Raw genomic sequence first — 21,858 nt, 5'->3', positions numbered from 1 at the left:
CGCCTTGCTCACGCATCCGACCCTCGATCAACTCCACGCGCTCGGCCTTCATGGCATGGCCAAGGCCTTTGCCGACATCGAAGCCGGCGGCGATGCCGCAAGCCTCGGCCATGCCGAATGGCTCGCGCTGCTGCTCGAACGCGAAGCCTCGCTGCGACGCGACAAGCGGCTATCGAAGCGGCTGCAATACGCCAAGCTGCGCCAGCAGGCTTGCGTCGAGGACATCGACTATCGCACCCCGCGCGGCCTCGACCGCAGCCTCCTGACGATGCTGGTCGAAGGCCAATGGATCGACGACCACGCCAACCTGCTGATCTGCGGGCCCTCCGGCGTCGGCAAGAGCTGGCTCGCCTCGGCGCTCGGCAACAAGGCCTGCCGCGACAATCGCTCCGTGCTCTACCAGCGTGTCCCGCGGCTGTTCACCGATCTCGCTTTGGCGCGCGGCGACGGCCGCCACCCGCGGCTCCTGCGGGCGCTCGGCCGCATCGATCTGCTCATCCTCGACGACTGGGGCCTCGAGCCGCTCGACGCCGCAGCCCGCCACGACCTCCTCGAGATCCTCGAGGACCGCTACGGCCGCCGCTCCACCACCGTCACCAGCCAGCTCCCCGTCGATCAATGGCACGCGCTGATCGGCGATCCCACCTACGCCGATGCCGTCCTCGACCGCCTGGTCCACAACGCCCACCGGATCGATCTCAACGGCGAGAGCCTGCGGCGAACCCGCAAACCCGATCGAAAGGCCTGAGCCAGTGGCGCTGTGGACATGCCGCTGCGCTTGGACAACGCAAAGAGCGTTGCCCACATGCCCACAGCAGACCAACAGCAGACGAAGAAGGGCCTCAAGCCGCGATTCAAGTTGACCCCGCGGCTTCACCGATGCCAGAAACCAAACAGCCAGAACGCCTCGCGCCCCGGGCGACATCAAATCGGAATGGTGGGCGAGATCATCTCGGAATCCTGGGCGAGATCAAGTCGGTACGGTGCGCACCATCATCTCGGAATCCGCATCGTGGCCACAGCGGAAGTCGACAGGCCGCGTCGCGATATAAATCTTCAGCTCTGCGCCGGGTACAATCATCGTGACGCCCGCACCGCGCGGATCACCCGAGACAGCTGCTCCCCATCTATCGCCGCGTCCATCCGCACGACGACGTCGCCAATCGCAATCTCGAGCTTGACCGCCGGAACGTGACGCTCCTCTAACGGCCATTCCACAACCAGCGGCGCGAACGGTGGCTGCGAAGCCTCCAACGACGGCAAGTCGCCTCGCTGGCGAAAGCGTCGTCGCCAATCGTAAATCTGCCAGCGCGTCGCCCCGGGCTTGCGCGCTACCTCCGACACCTGAGCGTCGGACAGCGGACTTTCGGCGACGATCCGAGCCCGCTCAGCCTCCGAACGCACACGACGCCCGGACGGCCCTTCAAGCACTTCAAGCCGGCTGACTGCCCCAACCGACGAGTTGTCCAAATGGACGTCCTTTTGCCGTCCAATCCCATCCCAAACCTCCGTTCAAGCCGGAGGCTTCTTCGCACATTTAATCTAACCCTGAAGCCAGGGTATCGGCGTAGCGCTTACATTGAAGCAGAACTCGTCACGCATGCAAACTTGCCGCCCCCGCCGCTTTATGCTCCATGACCTCATAGCCGTTCACCGGGACCATCGCGTCAGGAGCGCTCTACACAGAAGTGGGCAGCAGCAAAGAGTCATTATTATAGGCCGCGAACTCGCCAAGGTGAGTGTGGCCGGCACGCCGCCGCGCCATCTTCCGCTGGCCCAAGGCAAGCCGCACACGTTTCTTTCGACACGGGCGGTTTCAAACGCCCAGTGCAGCCATGGATGGCTGCCCGGTTCGATATTAGCATTCCAAGAAATTTAGACAGCGTTGAGCCAAGTTGAAGAGTCGACCGTAGAGCTTCCCCGCGAGCAATGCTAAACTAGTAGAGATTTGATATTGATTGCCGGGTCTTTGAGCGCCTCAGACTTGGGAGCAAGCCGCCTGCACATTATCATCTCGGCCATGCGTATTTCCTTCGCGATCGCGCTCAGGCTGCCGAAGCCGCATGCGGCGACCAGGCGTCCGTCCCCGGCAAGGTAGAAGAAGAGCTGGCCCTTCGCGCCGAGGTCCCTGCTTACCCGGACGTCTTCTTCACGACAGAGCCCGGCGATTTGGAGTGTCTGATCGTATTGATCCGACCAAAACCATGGCACATCATCGTAGGGACGGTTCGCGCCCAATATGTTGGCAGCAGCAGCAGCACCCTGTCGCTGTGCATTGCGCCATGCTTCCAGCCTGATTCGCTCGCCATAGAGGCGATGCGGGAACGAACAGCAGTCGCCCGCTGCGAAGATATCTGGATCCGAGGTAGCGAGCGTCTTGTCCAGCACGATCCCGTTATCGACGGCGAGCCCCGCCGCCTGCGCGAGTTCGACGTTCGGCACGGCGCCCACCCCAACGACCACGAGATCGGCGAGGCACGTGCGGCCTCCCGCGAGCATGACCTTTGAGCGTCCTTCGGTAGCGTCGATACGCTCGACCATGGCGCCGGTCTCGATGCGCACGCCCGAACGCTCGTGCTTGGCCTTGATAAGTTCGGCCATGGGCGCTGGGACTGCCCGCGTCAGCAGCCGCGGACCGGCCTCCAGCACGGTCACCGAGGCACCTCTCGACACCGCACTTGCGGCAACCTCAAGCCCGATGAAGCCGCCGCCGATAATGACCACCTCGCACCGTCCGCCAATGATCCGGCGGATAGCCAGCGCGTCCGCATACGTGCGCAGCGTCACCATTCTGCTTGCTGCAGCGGCCGGAATACTCAGTTTTCGGGGGCGAACGCCGGTGGTCAGCAGCAGTCGTTCGTAGGCCAGTTGCGCTCCGTCCGAGAGCGTGACCGTATGTGCTGCGCGATCTATCGACTGGACGTTCCGCCCTTGGAGATAGTCAATTCCCAACTCCGTCAGGCGCTCGGGCGTGACGAGCAGCTTGGGTCCAGGATTCGTCTCCTCGATCAGGATCGCCTTTGACAGCGGCGGGCGCTCATATGGTAGCATATTTTCGTTGCCGATCAGGACAATCGGGCCTCGCCAGCCCCCCTCGCGCAGAGCGATTGCGGCGGAGGCGCCGGCCTGGCCAGCCCCGACGATCACCATTGCCCGTTCGTTGCTCAAGCGACTGAACCATGTTCGAGAGAAGCTTGCCCGTCGGCCGCCGTACGCGCAAACAGGTCACGTACTAAGGACTTGATCAACAGAGCTTCCTCCCAGCGGTCGGTGGTATCGTTGCCCTCACGGTCGGTAATAGCATAGGGCCGCGGGCCAAGTTCACATGCGAAAGAGAGAAGCGCATCCGCACCTGCGCGCTCTCGCCAGCTCCTGAAACCGTACTCCCACCAGCGTAGGAACAGGTCGAGCCAGATCTTGTGCTGCCGGAACGTAATCTCAACCTGTATCTGCTCGCGCGACGCGATGCGGCCGTGAAATGCCCATGTCCGGTCGAGCAGCTGCCGTACCAGAGCTTCGTCTTCATCAGCGAGCGGACACCAGAATTCGCGGCCCACCAGAACGTGTGAGAGGTCCGCCAGCATGCGCATCTCAGGGACCTCATCCATGAGATCGAGTGTGAATAGAAGGTCTGTCGTCATCCTGTTGCGGTGCGTCTCGAAATAGATAGGCATGCCGGCCTCGCCGGCCACCTCGATCCAACCCTTCAATAATGGAATGCAGTCTGTGATGCGGCGTGGGCGGACGTCGGGCTGGACGTTTAGATGTAGAGCGCCGAGTTGCCGGCCGAGATCGATCGCCGCTTTCAGGTCATCGATCGTCCGTGGGAAGCACATGCCCTCTACCGCGAGCCCCGTGCCGGCTAGGGCACGTACGATTAGGGCGACGCGCGCGGGATCGGTACAGGATGTACTGATGCCGTCGAATCCCGCTTTCTTGATCATCGTCAGGTTATATTCGATAGAGCGCTCAATCCCATCGGGATGGCGCCGTTCCATCGCCCAGAGTGACTGCAGTACGATTAGCCTCTGCGTCGACACTATAGTATCTCCAGTATCTCCCGCGTTGATCCCGCTCAGATCTTGACGAAGACGGTGTCGCCCTCGACCTTGACCTCGTAGGCGCGCAGGTCGATGCATGCGGGCAGCGCGCGTGCCTCGCCGGTCCGGTAATCGAAGGCTCCGAAATGCTTAGGGCATTCGATGATATAGCCGTCGACAATTCCGTCCGCGAGATGGACCTTCTCGTGCGAGCAGTGGCCGTCGATCGCGAAATAGCCGCCTTCCGGAGACCGAGCAATCACAAACGTGCGCCCTCCGCGGTCGAACCGGAGCGCCGTTTCCGGCTCCAATGCATCAGCGGCGCAGGCCACCACCCACTCTCCTTCGGCAGTCAATTTGGCTTTCCTCTGATTTAGATTGTCGATAGCGGCCCGCATTGGCGGCGAGGCCGCAGTCCACGGCCGGTCCTGAGTCCGCCCGGGCAGAATGCGGCTGCCGTTGCGGGTAAGGCAGTCGTGCGGAATGGGCAGTCCCATACACCGCTCGACCCTGCACTACCCGCGCGAGTACTTCTTAGCCTTAATCCGCTTGTACATGGCCTCGTCGGCTTCCGGAGAACCGTCATGCGAGGTGCCGAACCACTCGTCCAGCGGGATTTTCATATCCGTGCCGTAGTTCACCTCAAAGTACTTGTGGTGCAGGTAATGATAGTAGTGGTCGTTGTTGATGCATTTTTCATCGCCCGTCACGATCCGATCGAAGCCGGAGTGACCGGCCGCCGGCGCCAGCGCCGAACGCGCAAGGTAAAATACCGCGTGCAGCGGGTTCGAGGGCACAAGGAAAAAGATCAGAACGCCGGAGAAGTAGACGATGTGCTCAAACGGGTGCATCGACAGGCCGGACCAGGGACCCGGATTGACGCTGCGGTGGTGAACCTCGTGAATGATTCGGTATAGCGGGCCCATATGGATCAGGCGGTGAATCACATAGAAATGCAGTGAATACCACATTGGCACAAGCAACGTCAGTGCGATGAAGTAGACCGGCTGTTGTCGGAAATCGACGTAGGGAATGTACCCATTGGCAAACATCCACCACGTGAGCACTTCGTACGCCGTCCAAACAGGCATGCCGCTGCACATTGTCCAGAACACATTCTCGGCGTTCTGGCTTCCAAACAGGAACGTTGAATTGTTCGCATCGGGCCACTTAGCATTGTATTTAAAATCTGTCTGCTGGCGCCGCTGGATGTAGAGCACGGTGTGGAAGCTGCCATAGAACAGCAGCGTAAGCGCAGCATTCCGCAAAAGGATGAGCGAAATCCAGCCGAGACTAAACTCCCGCATCGTTTCCAGCGAAGGTGTCAGGCACCAAGAGACGAGCGCGGTCGCAAAGTAGATCGCGTTCCAAGGCCACAGATAGCCGAACAGCCAGCGCAGGAATGCCTTCGGCTGCACCGGCCAGACGAAGATCGGAGCGCGCGTCGGCCGTGTGTTGGGCGTCCAGTACCCCCGTTTATCACGCGTGCCATATAGGGTGTCGTCCACATCTCCCTCCATCGTGTTGCGGCAGTACGAATACGCGTGCTGGGCTCCGCCACAAACGGTTGACCGATTGTTGCATTACGCGTGAACGTCTTGGCAACACCATACCAGCTTCGAAACACGCTGTAGCCGTAGCGCGATCCGCCTCCTAAGACGCGGATTTGTGCTGGGTCAATCCGCTGACATAGCGATTCACTGTAGCGACATTTCAACCCGGTTTATTGCAATGATCTGCGCTTGACGCTTTAATCCAGCGTTTCGCCTCCATTTTTTGATGTATTTCACTGGCTGGGCCCAATGGGGCTTATAACCCACGCCCGAAACGTCAGTGCTCCGGGTAGAGTTCGCTATGGTAACGACCAGCAAACGTTTGAACTCGGGACAACGCGGGGCGGACGAAATCGTGAAAACGCCAATGCCGTGGACAGATCGGACGGCTTCCGCATGCCTAACGACACTTCCGCGGCCGCAACGACGTAGCATGAGTTAGTGTCACCCTGAGAGCACACGACCAAGGAGCGCACGTTGGATGCGGACCCACACTTCAATCCTCGAAGCGGCCGTTGATCAAGAACACGACGGCCAGTGAGCTGGCCGAATTGGACAGACTGCTGAGAGGCAGTGGTTGGGAGAGAGGCAACGAAAACGGAGAGACATGTTACTCTCTCCTACGTTCGAACCTGTGGCAGAAGCTCAACAGGCTGCACAAGCTGATGTTGATATCATCAATCTCAATCTTGGTTGGAACGTCGGAGGTACGGATGGAGCCGGCGGGCTTGGCCTGACCCAGGCAGCTGAATATGCGAAGATCGTCTTCCGTCAGATACCGGCCATTTCGGCCAATGTGCTCTGCGTTCTGGAGAGCGGTCCCATCGTCAGCCCCGACGAGGTTTCGGCAATCTCCAAGGCGGACGGTTACTAGGCGGTTCCACAATCGACCGGGCACCTCTCGAGGGGTCGATGGAGCAGGTGACATCGGCCTTCAAGTCCGTAGGCACATTGCAAAGGCGGATCGATGAACTGGAACGGCAGCTTTAGTCTGTGCAGCGCGAATACTGCATAGTCGGCCGATCACCATCGGTTCAGCAGATCAAGCAACGGATCGACAAGCTTGCGGCCTCTGCTCTACCAGTATTAATCCGGGGGGAACAGCAACCGGCAAGAAGCTTCTGGCGCAAGGGATTCATGAGGCGGCAGGCTGTTGAAGAAGTCTTTGAGATCTCCCCTTCGAGTGAGCCGTCATCTTGCAGTTCGGCCCAACCATCACCCTCGGCTGGCTCCATTTCGTCGTTTCCATGCCAGCCGAACTCGACGGTATCGCCATGGCTGGCTCCATGAATGGAGCCAGTGAGGCAGTCGAAGGCGAATTCGCCGCCGGCCTCCTCGAACAGGATGTAGGCGCCTGCCAAGGCCATGTCGTAGCCCGGCGCCTCGACGACCTGCCATCTGCCCCGAATGCTCATGCCGGTGCCGCCAGAAGCTTGGGAAGCCGGATCAGAATGTAGGCTGCAAGCGCCAGGACGAAGACGGTATCCATGCGGTCGCGGTCTCGCGGCTTGACCTTGGCCAAGCCAGCGGAACTCTTGATCCAGCCGAAGACTTCTTCGATACGTTTGCGGCAGCGTTGGCTGACGTTGTAGCCGCTGTGACGTGTGGTACGCGCATCGATCGCTGTCTTGCGCCGCTTGCCGTTCTTACTCAGGTGTCCGTCAATCGCGATATGCGGGGTAACCGATCTATCTCTCAGGTCGCGAACGAACTGCGTGACGTCATAGGCCTTATCTGCCCCCAGAGTGATCCGCTTTGCGCCCGCGCCTGTCGATCATGGCAAGCGCAATCTCCTGTTCGGTGGTGCCCGTCGCTGGCTCACCCCCCCAGAACCGCCAAACCATTGCGGTTCTCCATCAGAGCATGGCCCATATAGCTCAGCTTGGCCGGCTGGCCGTCACCCTTCTTGTAGAGCCGCGCGTCGGGATCGGTCGCGCTCGCATGGGTCTCGTTGGATCGCTTCTCCTTGTGGAAGTTGCGCTCGGCGTTGCGTCCCGGACCATCCTCATCTTTGTCGCTGCCGCCCTTCTTCCGGAAGCTCTTGATCGAAGCCCAGGCTTCAATCAGGGTACCATCCACCGAGAAGTGATCGCTCGATAGCAGACGCTTGACCTTCGGCTGCGCCAAAGGCGCGTTCAGGAACTTGGCCGCAATCTCGCCGTCAAGCAGCCGGTCGCGGTTCTTCGAGAAGTCGAATGGTCCCAAACCGTATCGTCCACTCCAAGCCCAACGAACCAGCGGAACAGGAGATCGAACTCTATCCTTCCATCAACTGCCGTTCCGAGCGAACCCCATAAAACGCATGGAGAAGCATCGCCCGAAGTAACTTCTCCGGTGCGATCGAGGGGCGACTAAAGAGCTTGTCGAACTCCCCAGAAAGGTTCGCCCAGCGCTGCATTCGCCAAGTCTCGGATCACCCCTAGCGGATGGTCGACGCGAGCCCGAGCCTCAAGGTCAACATAACTGAAAAGCGAGCCGGACCGTTCGTCGCTCCCCCGCATCGCGTTCCCCCAGTTAATCCTGGTCCTAGAGAATCACGATGCGGAACGCTTCGCTACCGACTTCTTCAACAGCCCGCTAGACGTTCTAAGAGCAACCTAATTAGTGAGAGCTCTGCCAGATCCAAATGAAAAGTGCCTCTCTTCGGCTGCCCCCCCTGCGGCGGCAAGAAAGTAGTTGGGCTGCTACAGTATACCCCAAAGCGACCCTGCTGATTGAGAATGTCGAACGCCTGCGCCATCGACGCGCAAGAATGATTGGTAGAACTCAGGCGTCTATCGGCGTTTCGGCGATAATGAGAAGGGGCGGGCGAGGGGCCGCCTGATCCTGACTGCGACGCGGCCGCTTTCCCAATTGACCGCTACCGGGCTATTGATGCTTTCGCTAGCGTCGCTTTTGGTCCCTGCACACGTCTTCCTTCCGAATCTGCGCGACCACCTTGAAGACCTGCCACTTCTCGCAGAACACATCCTCCAAGGGCTCCGAAAGGATCGTCGCATTCGCAAGCTATCAGTTGACCACTCAGCTTACCGCAGTCATATGACATATGATTGGCCCGGAAACATCCGTGAGTTGCGGTCCGTGCTGGAGACTGGTGTCATGAATTGCGAAGGCGACTGAATCCGGGGCGAGCGTCTGCCTCCCTTGGATGGCTCGATCGCACCACCGCCGCACCCGGAAGACGAACGCCAATGGATTCTCGACGCCTGGCAGCAACATCGTTTCCTTCGCGGGGAAACTGCGCGGTATCTCGGCATATCGCGCAAGACCCCTACACAACAAAATGAAAGCCCACGTTCTGCTTGGGGGAATGACCGCAGCGCCTAGCACAGCGCCGGGTGGTATTGTCCTGTGCCCGCGACATTTGGCTCCTTTCCTGCTCTGCTCCTTATTGTGTCGAGCCTGCCTGAAGCTTGCTCGGTGCGGTCACGCTCGCTGCCGGCTGTCGCGTCACGATTGCATCGTGAAGCTGGGGGCCATGCCCGTCGAGACCTAGGCAGCTGCGGCACGGCGACCACCGGGCCGATGCCCATCTTGGTTGGCTCGCGCGCTGCCCACTTCCTCGACCTTGTCGAACACCAGCTTGATCGCTTCCTGGACACGCCGATCCGGATCCTTCTCATAACGGTCGCCAGCCTTCACGAAGCCGACGGGTGCTGTCACAACCAAATCGCCCCGGCGCGCCTTCTCGTAGCGGGCCGAGAGCGAGCGCTGGCGCTGGCGCACAGATCCAACTCATACTCGTTGAGGCTGCCCTTGAGCCCGAGCAGTAGACGGTCGTTGCCCTGCCGCGGCGCACAAATGGTTTTCTGATCGACCAACTGTCGGCTGTTGCGAGCGAAGCGCGAGACCTCGCGGGCGCAAACCGCGCCAACCTTACCGAGACAGACAGACCTCCGCTACCATTCGCTCGAAGCCGGCGCATTGAACCGCGTCGGCGGCTGAACGACCGAGATCATCATCGATCACTTCGATCTCGGACCATCCGAGCGCCGTCAGCCGGTTCCGCATGGCGTATTGCAACGCCTGCTCTCGCGATTGTGCAACACCTGATGTGAGGATTGACGCACGTAAAGAAGTGCCTTGCGCTCAAGATGATGAGGTCTGACCTTGTCAGAGATCATGATCGGCCTCCTTCGCGGGCGGCATCGCTGCCGTCGCAGCATGGTCGAGGATCAACTGCGTCATCAGGCTCGTGAGGGCCGCCCACCCGCAGCTCCGGCCACGCGGGCGCGCCGATAGCGCCGTGCGCAAGGCCGCTCCCGAACAGGTCCATCTGCTGCCGCCGCGGTTGTCGATTGTATCGGTATCCGCTCCCTGGCGTTGCCGTCTCGCGCGACATGAGTCTCTCGCCGATTCTGTTTGTGAGAGCCCTCTAAACGCGCCAGAAAACAGAGCAGCTGATGGCGTTCGATCCTTCAACGCCAGATCGAGAAGCCCAGCAAGCGCCGCATGTGCATCGATGCTGGAATTACGCTTGAGCTGTCAAAGCTCGGCGCCAGGGCATACCGTCCGGTCGAACATCCATGCTGGAACCTTCCAGCCAACGATCTGCTTGCGAGCCATCCAGGGTGCGGCGAAAAACGACATCATCAGCCTTGCCGACAGTCCCATGAACGCAAACTCGGCGACCAAACCAAGGGTGATGCCGATAAAGAACCTCACGAAGAACGGTCCTATGGGCGTTCTCAGACATTGTTGGACAATCTCCCGCGATCCCACTCGTCACTGAAATACCTGACCCCGCGGCCTATGCCGCCCACCTCACCGCAACGGACGATCGGCTACGTCCAGCTCCGCCGATCGTCCGTTGTTCCACCCACGCCACTTGGGTACAAAGCGCCGAGACTCTAACCGCCGTTGGATGAAAACTCGGTGGCAGGTCATTCCCTCCAGAATTGGTAGGGGACTTCTGTCCCTTTTGCTGTATTCTTCACCACCGTCGAGATCGATTGCCGCTTCGAGACTAAATCGCCGCAATTTATAAGTAGCGGCGAACCGAAAACTGATGGTTCGAGACAACTAGAGATCGTGAGAGCTCTCCAGAAGCTTGTACGTAACAGGGAGCCGCTAATTCAAGGATCTCATCGCGAGATCGGAACCCTACATGGCGCGTCCGATAAACAATACACGCCTCCCAGAAGGGTTCACAAATCCCGCGAGTGGTACGCTGATTGTTGGGATGAACAAAGAGCCCGCGCAAGGCGATGGGGTTCGTGCCAGGAGTTTGCGATGAAGCTTGCCCGACTGATTCTCATCAATTCGCTGACGAGGCTTGTGCTTGCCACCCAAGCGGCGAACATCAATGTCGCGGTTGCCGCGAACTTCATCGAGCCGGACAAGGAGATTGCTGCAGCTTTCAAACAGAAACACGGCCACGAGCCCGTGATGAGCTTCGGCGCGGCGGCAGATGGTTCTACAACCGGATCACGCCAGATGTGCCGCTCCAGGTGCTTCTCCCGACCGAAGACTCCCTGAGTGAAACCGGTCGAGGATGGTCGCCTCGTGCTGGAGAAAGACTCCGTCACCGACTTTGCCCGGGCCGGCGGCGTGCGCGTATGGCGTTACACCGGCTTCTGGGCTCGCATGGATACGCAGCGGGTCGGTTCACGCCAACAACGCCCAACCTTTCGTTCGGAGCGCTTCGTGACAATCAGCCTCATCGTCAAAGAAGATATCGAGTATATCCATGCGGCCTTGCCGCGAGGACGCTTCGCAGGGGCAACCGTCCTGGTAACAGGCTGCGCAGGCTTCCTTGGATATTACTTCCTCCAGTACTTCACGCGAAAAGCGTCCGAACTCGAACTGAAGCGGCTCATCGCGTTCGACACCTTCCTGCTGCATCGGCCCCGCTGGCTGACCGATCTGAGTGCGGAGTTTCCGGACGTGCTCGAGACGCGTACGTTCAACATCGCCACGGATGACCTTCGAACGGTTGACGGTGCTGACGCAGCGGACTACGTAATCCATATGGCTTCGATCGCTTCGCCGACGTTCTATCGGCAGTATCCGGTTGAGACCATCGACGCTAACATCTGGGGACTACGGCGGCTACTCGAATCCTATCGAGGTTCGGATCGGCTCAAGGGTTTGTTGTTTTTTTCGAGCAGCGAAATCTATGGCGATCCAGCGGAGACGGCGATCCCGACTGACGAGGAATACCGGGGCAATGTCGCGTGCCTGGGCCCGCGGGCCTGCTACGACGAATCGAAGCGTTTCGGCGAGACGATGTGCTACGTCTTCTCCAAGACGTATGGCGTGCCCATCACTGTGGCCCGCCCCTTCAATAATTATGGGCCCGGCATGCGCATCGACGATCGTCGGCTGCCGGCCGATTTCGCGCGATGCGTGATCAATCGACGCGACATTGTCATTCTTTCCGACGGCAGCCCGACCCGCACTTTTTGCTACATCTCCGACGCGATCACGGGCTATCTCCTCTGCCTCCTGCATGGGAAGTACGATTACTTCAACATCGGGATCGACAGGCCGGAGATCTCCGTCCACAACCTTGCCGAGATCTATCAGCAGGCTTCGCTGGAGCTTTTCGGAGGCCGCGGCGCGGTCGTCTTCGAGAGGAGTTCCGACGCAGAGTATCTTGTCGACAATCCAAACCGGCGTCGCCCCGAGATCGAGAAGGCGCGGAACATTCTCGGGTACGCTCCCAAGATCCTCGTAAATGAGGGCGTGTGCCGCTACCTGTCCTTTCTACGCGACGAGTTGGGGGCGTGATGCGCATCACAGTAGTTGGCTCCGGTTATGTGGGCCTCGTCTCGGGCGTGTGCCTCGCGGCGAAGGGACACGACGTGACGTGCGTCGATCTGCGGAACGACGTCGTCGCGCAGCTCAACGTTGGCGTGCCGCATATCTATGAGCGTGGCCTCCCTAAACTGCTCAAGTCAGGCCTTGCATCGGACCGCTTTAGGGCCACCACCGACCTTCACGCCTCGATTGAGACAGCGGAAATCGCCTTGATCGCGGTCGGCACGCCGTCCGAGAACGGCGCGATCGACCTCCGCGCCGTCCGGCGGTGCGTTCGCCAGATTGGCACTTATCTCGCGACTTCCCCTCATCACCTGTCAGTCGTCGTCAAGAGCACCGTTATTCCAGGGACAACGGACACGCTAGTGCGGGAAGAGCTCGAGCACTCGTCCGGCAAGGAACTCGGGGCATTCGGCTTGGGCATGAACCCCGAGTTTCTTCGCGAAGGAGAGGCGATCGAGGATTTCATGGAGCCCGATCGCATCGTGCTCGGTCACGAGGACGAGAGGACGCTGGTGCGGCTCGAGGAACTCTATGCTCCGTGGAATTGCGATAAAGTGCGGGTGAACACCCGCACGGCCGAAATGATCAAATACGCCAACAACGCAATTCTGGCCACCCAGATCTCCGTGGCGAACGAGGTAGCAAATCTCTGCGCTGCGGTGGGAGGCATCGACGCCCTCGACGTCATGCGCGGCGTCCATCTCGACAAACGCTGGTCGCCGATCACCCCCTCGGGCCGCCTCGCCCCACAGATCCTGACCTATCTCATTCCGGGCTGCGGGTTCGGCGGGTCGTGCTTTCCAAAGGACGTACAGGCGCTGCGCACTCAGGGCGAGAGCCTGGGCCTCCAGATGAACTTGCTGAATGCCGTTCTCGACGTGAACGCCGCGCAGCCGGGCCAGATCGTCTCTACCCTCGAGCGGAAGCTCGGAGCTTTGTCCGGCCGACGAATCCTCGTTCTCGGCCTCTCCTTCAAACCGAAAACCGACGACATCCGCGAATCCGCCTCGATCAAGATCGTTCGCGATCTTCTGAGGGCCGAAGCGGATGTCAGGTGTTACGACCCGCTCGCGACGGAGAACTTCAAGCTCGCCATCGGAATCGCCGCGGACCGCATTCAGTTTTCGTCTGACTGGCGGCGCGAGGTTGGGTGGGCCGAGATCGTCATCATCGCGACTCGGACGGAGGAATACGGCGAACTCACCTCGTTGCGAGTCGCCGGCAAGACGGTGTTCGACGCGTGTCGACTGATCAACCCAGCCGCTATACCCTCGGCGGACTATCTCTCCATTGGGCGCCGCCTGAGCTGAGATCACGCCATGATCTACGAACCTACCCCACAATATCAGCCAAAGTCCTCGTCGTCACCGTGCGACAGGCGCACCCCACAAGGCAAAGGCCGCACTCCAACGTCTGTTCAGTCAGGATTTCGGAGGCCGACACACGCAAACGGAACTACGGTATAGAGATTGGTCACGTCCCAGCCTTCTTTGAGCGTGTTCACATGAATGACGATCTCTGCGCGGCCGTCATGCTCTAGGTGTTTAGTCCCAGACTTTGATGGTGCATCCTTATCGCACGATTCGAAGGAAGCGCTATGGGACAGGTTTTACATGGCTGCGCCACCACGACGGAGGCAGTCCGTCGAGCAATACAAAATAGTCAAGAGAGCCTGAGAGCACTCGCCAAGCGCTACGGGATCAACCAGAAGACTGTCGCGAAGTGGAAGCAGCGCGAGACCGTCGCCGATCGTTCGACCGGTCCCAAGGAAGCCAAGTCGACCGTCCTTTCCATCGAGGAGGAGGCGATCATTGTCGCTTTCCGACAACATACGCTGCTGTCGCTCGACGATTGCCTGACAGGCTGTCATGATCGGTGAGCTTGACCATCGCGTCGGCCAGCAGCGCCAGCGTCCAGCGCCTCCGGCCGGCGGGCGGCTTGGCGCATGCGGTCGCCACCAGCAGTCCTTGCCGGTCAGCTTGCGCTCCGCACCGGGACGCGGCTCCTCACTCAAGGCCCGATCGAGATTGCCTTCCACGAAGCGGCGTTTGGTTCGATAGACGGTGGAGGCGCTTACTCTGACGGTCCGGGCAATCTCTTCGTCGCGGCTGCCGATGTCGGCCGCCAGCAAAATCTGGGCCCGCTTGAGTTTGCGAGCGGCATGCTTGCCGCCGCTCAGCATCGCCGTCAGCTCCTCTCGCTCGGCTTGGCTCAATTCGACCCGGTACCGTACATTCATCATTCGCCTCCCTGTCGGAGGCTCCGGACGAATCGATCCATGAGTCAAAAATCAGGCGCACGCTTTACCGAGAAGCAGGGCCATTATCTGGCTTTTATCTATACCTACTCGCACATGTTCGGACGGCCACCCGCCGAAGCCGACATGCAGCGTCACTTCGGTGTGAGCCCGCCCTCAGTCCATCAGATGATCGTCACGCTCGAACGTAACGGCCTCATTCGCCGTCAAGCCGACACACCCAGAAGCATCGAAATCCTCGTGCCGCCAGAAAACTTGCCGATCCTAAGCTGGCTCGGTATCAAACCGTCAAAATCACTGTGACGAGCCACTAGCATTCCCTCTTCGCTCGAGCGAGAAAGAATGTCAGGGCGTTCTTAATATGAAAATTGACTGTACACCTGATTTCCAAGGACGATTTTTCCACCGCCATCATTCGCAGGCAATCTTCTCGCGATAGGACAGAGTAACTTGCGATTGCAGTTACTATCCGAGGACTGCGCACCCTCCGCAAAAGCGGTGTAAAAGTCCCAAGCCAGTTGAGGCCTCTCACCCGATTTGCACCGGACGATGCTTCGCATCAGCAAGTCAAGGTGTCGGAGATCCCATTGGACGTCGAGCAGGGTGAGGAGGAGTTGATGACGCCTTGCCGGCCGTCGCGCGTGCGTTGTTTATTTGCGCCACGAACGATCGAACATCTCACGATTGTAGGGCTCCGCCGCGACTCCTGCGCATCTATAGTGAAATGTAACAATTTGCGCCGCAGTCAACTATCAACGCTAGTAATTGATCCAGATGACAGAAACATGCCATGTGTCGGTTGATGACCGTTGGGCCGATCAAGCGCACTTAATAAAGAGTCGGCATGCAAGATCAATCAAAATCCGTTCGCCAACGGCCCTAATCGATACGCTGACTTTAGTGCATCGACCCGGCATTTTCAATCCAGGGGATTATCATGACGATCCAACACACACCTGCATCCGAGCCCGTCGATTCGGCCCTGCAGGCAGAGGACATCCGGCGCCAAATCCATCAGCTGGTCGAACGCCACTGCGCGCTGACTCACGCCCGGCAACTCTTTTCCGCGGGCCATTCGTCGGTGCCTGTCTCCGGTCGCGTCTTCGACGCCACTGATGTCAAGCATGCAGTGGATGCTTCGCTCGAATTCTGGCTCACTGCGGGTCACTTCAACGATGAGTTTCAGGCCAAGCTCGCACAGCGAATCGGGGCACGCTATGCACTCACGGTCAACTCAGGTTCGTCGGCAAATCTGGTTGCCTTTTCAGCTCTTACCTCGCCCCTGCTCCGGGAGCGCATATTGCAGCCCGGCAGCGAGGTCATCACAGCAGCAACCGGATTTCCGACGACCGTCAATCCCTCCATGCTGTGGGGGATGATGCCGGTCTTTATCGATATCGACATTCCCACTTACAACGTTACGCCCGAGCTCGTCGAGGCGGCGATCACTCCGAAAACGCGCGCTATCATGGTGGCCCATACACTTGGGAATCCATTCGATGCCGTGCGGATCGCCGAGATTGCCAGGCAGCATAACCTCTTTCTCATCGAAGACTGCTGCGACGCGCTTGGTGCAACGCTCAACGGGCGGCACGTGGGGACGTTCGGCGACATCGGCACCCTGAGCTTCTATCCCGCGCACCACATCACGATGGGCGAAGGCGGAGCGACTTTTACCAGCCATCCTGGATTGCGGCGGGCGATGGAGACTTTTCGCGACTGGGGCCGCGACTGTTATTGCGGTCCCGGCAAGGACAACACCTGCAACAACCGCTTCGGCTGGCAGATCGGGGATCTTCCCCATGGCTATGACCACAAATACACCTATGGTCACCTCGGCTTCAATCTGAAAATCACCGATATGCAGGCCGCCGTCGGCCTTGCCCAGCTCGGTCATCTTGAAGATTTCATTGCCGCGCGGCGGCGCAATTTCGACTCGTTGAGCCAGAGTCTACGCGGGCTGGAGGACTTTTTCATCCTGCCTGAGGCCACGGCGAACAGTCAGCCGTCGTGGTTCGGTTTCCTGCTCATGGTACGTGAATCAGCGCCGTTCAGTCGGGACGAAATCGTACGACATCTCAACGATCGGAAAATCGGCACACGCTTGCTTTTTGGTGGCAATCTCACCCGGCAGCCCTACATGCAAAATCGGCATTACCGAGTGCATGGTAAATTGACCAACAGCGACCGCGTGATGAACCAGACGTTCTGGATCGGTGTCTACCCCGGGCTTGGAGCCGCGGAACTCGATTATGTGACAGGCACAATTGGTGATTTCTGCCGTGCCCGGCTCGCCACCGATTGCGCGTATAAACCATGAATGGATCCGAATACATTGCGAGTTCCTGGTCCGGTCGGCAGCACGCCCATCCTCACGCTTGCGGGTGGTGCCTCCGCCTTCCAACGGCCAACAGGACAACTATGACCCTTATACCGGCGGGGGCTACAACCCGGCCCTGTCGGAGTATCCCAACTCGAAGGAAGAGAGGAAGATGCAAGAGTTGAAACTGCGTTCCACCGCATTCAAGATCACCGGCGAGACCCTGCCCAACTTGGAGATTATCAAGCCATCGACCGTTTCAGCGATAGCGAGTTTCGGAACTCGTCTCTTATACGCTCAAAACGCTGAACCAACATATTCCGGAAGGGCGCCGCTCAAACGATTTGCGTGACAATAAGGCTCCAGGACTGGCCAATGAAGTTTCACCCGCCCCCGCTGACCGGCGCTTACACCATTGTGCTGGAAAAGCGTGGAGACCATCGCGGCTTTTCGCACGATGCTATTGCCAAAGGGAATTCAATGCGGCGGGATCTTTCCACTCCCGTCGTCAAGATCAACGACTCGCTAAGCGCCAAAGCAGACACCCTACGCGGTATGCACTATCAATTGCCGCCAGCCGCCGAGGTCAAAATCGTGCGATTTATTCGCGGAGCGCAGGGCGACGCAATCATCGACCTGCTCCCGGATTCACTTCCTACGGTAAGTGGTTTGGTGCGGAACTATCGGCTGCGAACCGCTTGATGATGTATGTCCCGCAAGGGTTTGCGCATGGCTTCATCACGCTGACCGATGACACCGAAGCCCTCTATCTGGTTAGTCCTACTGAGTCAGAGGGTCGCAGCGGACTGGGGCTGAGAATCAAGTAATTGATGAGATTCAGTATTTGGCACGTGGAGGGCCAGATGGATCTCGATCGGAGCGAGGATAGCGAAGCGCGGTTTGCAAGGTATGTGGCTGGGCTTGCGGACGTCATCGGTCACGCGAACAGGGCGAGGCCGCTGCGCGATTACTGCACCGGCTTGATACTGCCTGGTGAGCGTAAGAGCGTTGAGCCGATGGCGGCGAGAACCGCACCGGCGCGAACGGCGGCACAACACCAGTCGCTGCTGCATTTTGTCGGCAACGCACGCTGGTCGGACGAGGAAGTGCTGGCCAAGGTACGCGAGATGGTGTTGCCGGCGATCGAGAAGGACACCTGGCAATTGGCTTGCTTGCCCAGTTGTCCGCAATACTGGTGGTGCACGCCGACCGAATGCTTGCCTTGCTTCGGGAATGAAGTGTCATCGATGATCCACGCCTCAAGTTCAAGACCAAGCCAGAGATCGCGCTGGAGCAGATACGCTGGGCATGCGAAGCCGGTCTGCCGCGGGGCGTTGGATTGATGGACGCGGCCTATGGCAATGACTCGCGGCTGCGTGCAGGCATGACGGCGTTGGGAGTGCTTTACGTGGCCAGCATTTTGCCGAATACCTTGATGTGGGGACCTGGAGCCGGCCCGCGTCGCAGAGGCAAACCGCTGAACAATACCGGCCGTCGCGACGAGCCCGAGCTGATCTCGGCCAAGGAAGTGGCGCTTGGCCTGCCGAAGGAGGCCTGGCGCATGGTGAAGTGGCGGGAGGGCTCGGCCGAGTGGCTGTCGTCGCGCTTCGCGCGGGTGCGCGTCCGCATCGGGCACAATAAACGGATCCCCGAGAAGCTGTCGACGGAGTGGCTGCTGATCGAGTGGCCCGAGGGGGAAGCCGAGCCGACCAAGTATTGGCTCTCGACATTGCCCGAGAACGTGAGCTTCCAGCAACTCGTCGACTTTGCCAAGCTGCGCTGGCGCATTGAGCGGGACTATCAGGATCTGAAGCAAGAGGTCGGGCTTGGGCACTATGAGGGGCGCGGGTGGCGCGGGTGGCGCGGCTTCCACCATCACGCCACGCTGTGCATCGCAGCTTACGGCTTCCTGGTCGCCGAACGGGCAACGATTCCCCCCTCAGGACCTCGTTGCACCGCTCCGTTCCAGGCGCCTCGCTTACCCGACGATTATCGACCCAGAGGATCCGCCCGTGCGGCCTGAGCGCCACATCCCGAACTCGATTACAACCATGCGCGCACGCCTAATCCGCGCGCTCATCAAAACCGTGCCGCGATGTCCTTGTTGCGGCGGCAGCGCAGCATCAAATGGACGGCGACGCTCATGACGCAGTAGGATTAGCGTCTTCTACACGCCGGAAGCGGAGCGCGGAATTCGTTTTAATGACCTGCGCTTCAACGTGAGCTGGCCACGGACGACACCTCTGGAAATTTCTCAAAGAGATCGCAACTAGCACGATTTCGATGCTGCTTTTCATGGGACCGAGTTCCTGCGAGGTCTAAAGTGGGATCCTTCTTACCGGCGGTAGCTCTTTCACGGGATTCTGGTACGCCCGTCGGCCGAGCGCGTCCATTGTTGCGGTCGATCTCTACGCCCAGAGTCTGATCAGCATGATGAACCCCTCGAGCTTGTTTGCCGTGCGCTTCGGCGTTCAGATCCAGTTTGCACGGACCGCCGATAGCCCTACGGGATCCAAATCGGTGTTTGCTTCGAATTTATCGCCGATGGCGCCGCTCTCTTGAAATCGTATTGCCGGGCCGCGCGAGAGCCGGCCGTGGCAAGTGACAATCGGGCAGGTGGCGTCCCTGGCTACGAAGGCGAGCGCACATTGATCTGGTCAATTTCGCCAAGTTTGTGCTGGTCGGTATCGCAACACAGCTGCTGGCAAATCTGCCGGAGCGCTTTCTTTGTAGCGCTGAGATGTACTTTCGCGGAACGCAGTTACTTGTTCAGATTCATTGATGTCGAGTATGCCGAACCGACCGGGCGACGGGATCGCCGTCACGGTGGCAAGGAGCCCATACACACGGTGAAAGCCGACCAAGGCCTTATCGACGTCGGCGACGCCATCTCCGTAGGTCATACAGACGGTCTGATTGCCAATGTACGGAGCGATGCGCCTGATCCGGCCGCCGATCATTGTGTCGAGACCGGTATCGACCAGCCTGACAGTCCAATGCTCGGTCGGGGTTTCCGTGGAAGTCGACCCGGTTCTCGCCCAGATGCGCCCCATCCCGGCGGCCAATCACGACTGTCATTCTGTCCCCTGCTAATATTGCGCTGCCACCACAGCAAACATGAACCGCTAATGGCGGTAAGGAGGCTGCGAACCAGCCGCGCAGCGCCGGGTCACGGTAGGGACGGCCGTTGCCAGCCGCCCACCGGGTCGCGCGAGGCGGTCGCCCGCCTCGCGCTCCCACAGAACGTAGCGTGCGGATTTACCGCACTACGCTCTTCGGCAATTGGTTCACAGCCCTTCAGCAACGGTGTCTGATTTGGTGGAAGGCGTCCCAAGTGAGGCGGCGACCTGCCCAGCTGCGGCTACACAATCTTGCGCCAGTAACGCTAGACGACCTGATAGACTTTTACGAGGCTCCGGTGATTTCCGGCAACACCATAGTAAGCATAGTGGCCGCGAAGGACGGCGTTGATTTCGCCAACCTGTTCACTGATCGTTTGATGTCGTATTTGCTGCATCAGTTCTTGCAGAGACATAAGGCTGCGCCGTAGCCGAGATTTCTCGGTGCGCATCCCAACCTTGAAGTTACCTTTTCGGTTTCGCGTGCAATACAGCGTCAGACCCAGGAAGTAGATAGTTTCCGGGCGGTTCCTGCCCCGTTTGCCAGCGTGTCTTTGCGCGAACCGACCAAACTCGACCACTTGGTCTTGGTCGGCTCCAGAGTGAGGCCGAACTTTCCCAACCGTACGCGGATGGCATCCGAGTAGCGCACCAGTCGGGGCTTCGCCACGCAACCGTCCCTTCACCACGCGTTCGAACCAGAGGTCGAGAACGTGGAGAGTAGGTCGAAGGAATTGCACCTTCGGCCTCTCGCAGAACGGTGCATGAGCCTCTCGACTCACACCGCTCCCATCAGACAAACGCGCCGATCCCTCCAAAGCGCCAATGGGCGAACAAAGACGGGTTCTGCTCTGCAATTCTCTGCATGAGCATGCTGGCCCGCACTTTGTGTCCACGTAGCCGGCTGTATTTCCGCATGATCCAGGCACGTATCGTGTAGTCTGCATGCCTGTATATCGGCCAGATCGCAGACGGATAGAATTGCCCGTAGTAAGCGATCCACCCCCGGAGGATTGGATTGAAAATACGAGCGAACTCCTCCAGGCTGAGATGGGACTGATTGCGAAGATTGAGCCGCCGCGTGTGTGCCCGCATGGCCTTAAGAGATTTTGCACTGACTGCGGGTGAGAAGCTCGTGAAGAGTATGCCCCTTGCACGCACTCTGGCACCCCGCGCTCGGAACTCGTAACCTAAGAAGTCAAACTTCGTGTTAGGGTACGAATCCTTTCGATTTGAGTCCTTGCAGTAAACAATCTGCGTTTTATCTGGATGCATCTCCAGGCCACATGCTGCAAGTCGAGCTTGCAGCGCCGTCTTAATGGCGTCTGCTTCGACTTCAGTCCTGCAATGCACGAGCCCGTCATCAGCATAGCGGCACCAAGGAAGGTCCGGAAACATCCTCGTCATCCAGACATCGAACGCATAGTGCATAAACAAATTACTCAAGACGGGACTAACCACACCGCCTTGAGGAGTTCCTCGGGTTCGTTCAACCAGAGTTCCGTCCTCTTGTTGTAGCGGCGCGGTATGCCAACGTTTGACGTAAAGCGTTACCCACTTGCACGTCGTGTGTTTCTCGATCGCTTTCAGTAGAAGCGCGTGGTCGATGTTGTCGAAAGACTACTCGACAGACTACCCACCACCGCGCTCATCATCTCGACGACTATCCCGATCAGGTAACCATCGTTCGGTCGCGCCATCCCTTTGAGGGATCTGCGCTTAACGTGCTTGGCTGGTGTCATCGACGCGGCGAACTTCATCTGACGCTTGTACTGCCCGATGGTACCCGTGCCCTTGTACCGGC

General features: G+C 59.3%; 20 protein-coding genes and 7 pseudogenes. 13 read left to right on the top strand and 14 right to left on the bottom strand.

Annotation, left to right across the window (positions count from 1 at the left end; all coding sequences use genetic code 11):
- Positions 1-4: 4 nt before the first annotated feature.
- A complete protein-coding gene (gene istB / locus ACVMIH_RS37760) occupies positions 5-748 on the top strand; it encodes an IS21-like element helper ATPase IstB (protein WP_076828398.1) in 744 nt (247 codons plus the stop codon).
- Positions 749-1,077: 329 nt separating this feature from the next.
- Here the strand turns inward: istB and ACVMIH_RS37755 are convergent, their stop codons facing one another.
- The 5 genes from ACVMIH_RS37755 to ACVMIH_RS37735 all read right to left on the bottom strand — a co-directional run bounded on the left by ACVMIH_RS37755 (position 1,078) and on the right by ACVMIH_RS37735 (position 5,548).
- Positions 1,078-1,470, bottom strand: a complete 393-nt coding sequence (locus tag ACVMIH_RS37755; RefSeq protein ID WP_456865470.1) for a transposase — start codon at positions 1,468-1,470, stop codon at positions 1,078-1,080.
- A 462-nt stretch (positions 1,471-1,932) separates the two neighbouring features.
- Positions 1,933-3,150 carry an NAD(P)/FAD-dependent oxidoreductase gene (locus ACVMIH_RS37750; protein ID WP_456865467.1) on the bottom strand — a complete coding sequence of 406 codons (1,218 nt, stop codon included), beginning with the start codon at positions 3,148-3,150 and terminating at the stop codon, positions 1,933-1,935.
- Between the two features lie 14 nt (positions 3,151-3,164).
- Positions 3,165-3,998 (bottom strand): sugar phosphate isomerase/epimerase family protein, encoded by an 834-nt coding sequence (locus ACVMIH_RS37745; RefSeq protein ID WP_456866660.1) that lies wholly within the window; start codon positions 3,996-3,998, stop codon positions 3,165-3,167.
- Positions 3,999-4,075: 77 nt separating this feature from the next.
- Positions 4,076-4,438, bottom strand: a complete 363-nt coding sequence (locus tag ACVMIH_RS37740; protein WP_456866657.1) for a Rieske 2Fe-2S domain-containing protein — start codon at positions 4,436-4,438, stop codon at positions 4,076-4,078.
- Between the two features lie 117 nt (positions 4,439-4,555).
- On the bottom strand, positions 4,556-5,548 hold the full coding sequence (locus ACVMIH_RS37735; protein ID WP_456865465.1) for a sterol desaturase family protein: 993 nt from the start codon (positions 5,546-5,548) through the stop codon (positions 4,556-4,558).
- Positions 5,549-6,200: 652 nt separating this feature from the next.
- Between ACVMIH_RS37735 and ACVMIH_RS37730 the strand changes: the two genes are divergently transcribed.
- Complete coding sequence (locus ACVMIH_RS37730) at positions 6,201-6,467, top strand: hypothetical protein (protein ID WP_456865463.1); 267 nt, start codon at positions 6,201-6,203, stop codon at positions 6,465-6,467.
- A gap of 160 nt (positions 6,468-6,627) precedes the next feature.
- Here ACVMIH_RS37730 and ACVMIH_RS37725 read toward each other — a convergent pair whose 3' ends face one another.
- Together ACVMIH_RS37725 and ACVMIH_RS37720 are read right to left on the bottom strand one after the other, a co-directional pair.
- Entirely contained in the window at positions 6,628-7,008 is a 381-nt protein-coding gene (locus tag ACVMIH_RS37725; protein WP_456865461.1) for a hypothetical protein, read from the bottom strand.
- Positions 7,005-8,094: pseudogene (locus tag ACVMIH_RS37720) on the bottom strand (IS5 family transposase). Before ACVMIH_RS37720 ends, ACVMIH_RS37725 begins: the two are co-directional and overlap by 4 nt.
- A 373-nt stretch (positions 8,095-8,467) precedes the next feature.
- On the opposite strand from ACVMIH_RS37720, the gene ACVMIH_RS37715 reads away from it, so the two are divergent.
- A complete protein-coding gene (locus tag ACVMIH_RS37715) occupies positions 8,468-8,713 on the top strand; it encodes an AAA-type ATPase lid domain-containing protein (protein WP_456865459.1) in 246 nt (81 codons plus the stop codon).
- A 423-nt stretch (positions 8,714-9,136) separates the two neighbouring features.
- On the opposite strand, the pseudogene ACVMIH_RS37710 reads toward ACVMIH_RS37715, so the two are convergent.
- Together ACVMIH_RS37710 and ACVMIH_RS37705 are read right to left on the bottom strand one after the other, a co-directional pair.
- Positions 9,137-9,717, bottom strand: a pseudogene (locus ACVMIH_RS37710) (recombinase family protein); the annotation flags it as partial.
- A 361-nt stretch (positions 9,718-10,078) separates the two neighbouring features.
- Entirely contained in the window at positions 10,079-10,258 is a 180-nt protein-coding gene (locus tag ACVMIH_RS37705; protein WP_456865457.1) for a hypothetical protein, read from the bottom strand.
- A gap of 567 nt (positions 10,259-10,825) precedes the next feature.
- Between ACVMIH_RS37705 and ACVMIH_RS37700 the strand changes: the two genes are divergently transcribed.
- From ACVMIH_RS37700 to ACVMIH_RS37685, 4 genes and pseudogenes are all read left to right on the top strand, one after another.
- Entirely contained in the window at positions 10,826-11,071 is a 246-nt protein-coding gene (locus tag ACVMIH_RS37700; RefSeq protein WP_456865455.1) for a hypothetical protein, read from the top strand.
- Positions 11,072-12,325, top strand: coding sequence for an NAD-dependent epimerase/dehydratase family protein (locus tag ACVMIH_RS37695; protein WP_456865453.1), 1,254 nt, complete (start codon positions 11,072-11,074; stop codon positions 12,323-12,325).
- The gene (locus tag ACVMIH_RS37690) at positions 12,325-13,668 is read left to right on the top strand and encodes a UDP-glucose dehydrogenase family protein (protein WP_456866654.1); all 1,344 of its coding nucleotides are present in this window, start codon (positions 12,325-12,327) and stop codon (positions 13,666-13,668) included. Before ACVMIH_RS37695 ends, ACVMIH_RS37690 begins: the two co-directional genes overlap by 1 nt.
- Positions 13,669-13,955: 287 nt before the next feature.
- Positions 13,956-14,216 (top strand): annotated as a pseudogene (locus ACVMIH_RS37685) (helix-turn-helix domain-containing protein); the annotation flags it as partial.
- Here the strand turns inward: ACVMIH_RS37685 and ACVMIH_RS37680 are convergent.
- Positions 14,215-14,597, bottom strand: a pseudogene (locus tag ACVMIH_RS37680) (helix-turn-helix domain-containing protein); the annotation flags it as partial. The pseudogenes ACVMIH_RS37685 and ACVMIH_RS37680 sit on opposite strands and share 2 nt — an antisense overlap.
- On the opposite strand from ACVMIH_RS37680, the gene ACVMIH_RS37675 reads away from it, so the two are divergent.
- The 5 genes and pseudogenes from ACVMIH_RS37675 to ACVMIH_RS37655 form a co-directional block, all read left to right on the top strand.
- Positions 14,520-14,918 (top strand): LexA family protein, encoded by a 399-nt coding sequence (locus tag ACVMIH_RS37675; protein ID WP_456865451.1) that lies wholly within the window; start codon positions 14,520-14,522, stop codon positions 14,916-14,918. The pseudogene ACVMIH_RS37680 and the gene ACVMIH_RS37675 overlap by 78 nt on opposite strands.
- 634 nt (positions 14,919-15,552) lie before the next feature.
- On the top strand, positions 15,553-16,935 hold the full coding sequence (rfbH, locus tag ACVMIH_RS37670) for a lipopolysaccharide biosynthesis protein RfbH (RefSeq protein WP_456865449.1): 1,383 nt from the start codon (positions 15,553-15,555) through the stop codon (positions 16,933-16,935).
- 375 nt (positions 16,936-17,310) lie between these two features.
- Entirely contained in the window at positions 17,311-17,637 is a 327-nt protein-coding gene (locus ACVMIH_RS37665) for a dTDP-4-dehydrorhamnose 3,5-epimerase family protein (RefSeq protein ID WP_456865447.1), read from the top strand.
- Positions 17,637-17,762, top strand: coding sequence for a dTDP-4-dehydrorhamnose 3,5-epimerase family protein (locus ACVMIH_RS37660; RefSeq protein ID WP_456865445.1), 126 nt, complete (start codon positions 17,637-17,639; stop codon positions 17,760-17,762). Before ACVMIH_RS37665 ends, ACVMIH_RS37660 begins: the two co-directional genes overlap by 1 nt.
- A gap of 36 nt (positions 17,763-17,798) precedes the next feature.
- Positions 17,799-18,068 (top strand): annotated as a pseudogene (locus ACVMIH_RS37655) (transposase); the annotation flags it as partial.
- 10 nt (positions 18,069-18,078) lie between these two features.
- Here ACVMIH_RS37655 and ACVMIH_RS37650 read toward each other — a convergent pair.
- Positions 18,079-18,190: pseudogene (locus tag ACVMIH_RS37650) on the bottom strand (transposase); the annotation flags it as partial.
- Between the two features lie 9 nt (positions 18,191-18,199).
- On the opposite strand from ACVMIH_RS37650, the pseudogene ACVMIH_RS37645 reads away from it, so the two are divergent.
- Positions 18,200-18,958, top strand: a pseudogene (locus ACVMIH_RS37645) (IS701 family transposase); the annotation flags it as partial.
- 634 nt (positions 18,959-19,592) lie between these two features.
- Here ACVMIH_RS37645 and ACVMIH_RS37640 read toward each other — a convergent pair.
- From ACVMIH_RS37640 to ACVMIH_RS37630, 3 genes are all read right to left on the bottom strand, one after another.
- On the bottom strand, positions 19,593-20,000 hold the full coding sequence (locus ACVMIH_RS37640; RefSeq protein ID WP_456865442.1) for a hypothetical protein: 408 nt from the start codon (positions 19,998-20,000) through the stop codon (positions 19,593-19,595).
- A gap of 846 nt (positions 20,001-20,846) precedes the next feature.
- Positions 20,847-21,635, bottom strand: a complete 789-nt coding sequence (locus tag ACVMIH_RS37635; protein WP_456866651.1) for a reverse transcriptase domain-containing protein — start codon at positions 21,633-21,635, stop codon at positions 20,847-20,849.
- Positions 21,636-21,640: 5 nt separating this feature from the next.
- Positions 21,641-21,814 (bottom strand): hypothetical protein, encoded by a 174-nt coding sequence (locus ACVMIH_RS37630; protein ID WP_456865440.1) that lies wholly within the window; start codon positions 21,812-21,814, stop codon positions 21,641-21,643.
- Positions 21,815-21,858 lie beyond the last annotated feature (44 nt).

It is taken from the genome of Bradyrhizobium sp. USDA 4503, assembly GCF_054055815.1.
The sequence above is the reverse complement of the archived record's forward strand: the minus strand, read 5'-3'. Positions and strand labels throughout refer to the sequence as shown.

What these genes read in the sequence shown, in the direction of transcription:
- ACVMIH_RS37750 (WP_456865467.1), bottom strand. Translation starts at nt 3,150, where the DNA reads ATGGTGATCGTCGGGGCTGGCCAGGCCGGCGCCTCCGCCGCAATCGCT.
- ACVMIH_RS37745 (WP_456866660.1), bottom strand. Translation starts at nt 3,998, where the DNA reads ATGGAACGGCGCCATCCCGATGGGATTGAGCGCTCTATCGAATATAAC.
- ACVMIH_RS37740 (WP_456866657.1), bottom strand. Translation starts at nt 4,438, where the DNA reads ATGCGGGCCGCTATCGACAATCTAAATCAGAGGAAAGCCAAATTGACT.
- ACVMIH_RS37730 (WP_456865463.1), top strand. Translation starts at nt 6,201, where the DNA reads ATGTTACTCTCTCCTACGTTCGAACCTGTGGCAGAAGCTCAACAGGCT.
- ACVMIH_RS37725 (WP_456865461.1), bottom strand. Translation starts at nt 7,008, where the DNA reads ATGAGCATTCGGGGCAGATGGCAGGTCGTCGAGGCGCCGGGCTACGAC.
- ACVMIH_RS37715 (WP_456865459.1), top strand. Translation starts at nt 8,468, where the DNA reads ATGCTTTCGCTAGCGTCGCTTTTGGTCCCTGCACACGTCTTCCTTCCG.
- ACVMIH_RS37700 (WP_456865455.1), top strand. Translation starts at nt 10,826, where the DNA reads ATGAAGCTTGCCCGACTGATTCTCATCAATTCGCTGACGAGGCTTGTG.
- ACVMIH_RS37690 (WP_456866654.1), top strand. Translation starts at nt 12,325, where the DNA reads ATGCGCATCACAGTAGTTGGCTCCGGTTATGTGGGCCTCGTCTCGGGC.
- ACVMIH_RS37675 (WP_456865451.1), top strand. Translation starts at nt 14,520, where the DNA reads ATGCTTGCCGCCGCTCAGCATCGCCGTCAGCTCCTCTCGCTCGGCTTG.
- rfbH (WP_456865449.1), top strand. Translation starts at nt 15,553, where the DNA reads ATGACGATCCAACACACACCTGCATCCGAGCCCGTCGATTCGGCCCTG.
- ACVMIH_RS37665 (WP_456865447.1), top strand. Translation starts at nt 17,311, where the DNA reads ATGAAGTTTCACCCGCCCCCGCTGACCGGCGCTTACACCATTGTGCTG.
- ACVMIH_RS37660 (WP_456865445.1), top strand. Translation starts at nt 17,637, where the DNA reads ATGATGTATGTCCCGCAAGGGTTTGCGCATGGCTTCATCACGCTGACC.
- ACVMIH_RS37630 (WP_456865440.1), bottom strand. Translation starts at nt 21,814, where the DNA reads ATGAAGTTCGCCGCGTCGATGACACCAGCCAAGCACGTTAAGCGCAGA.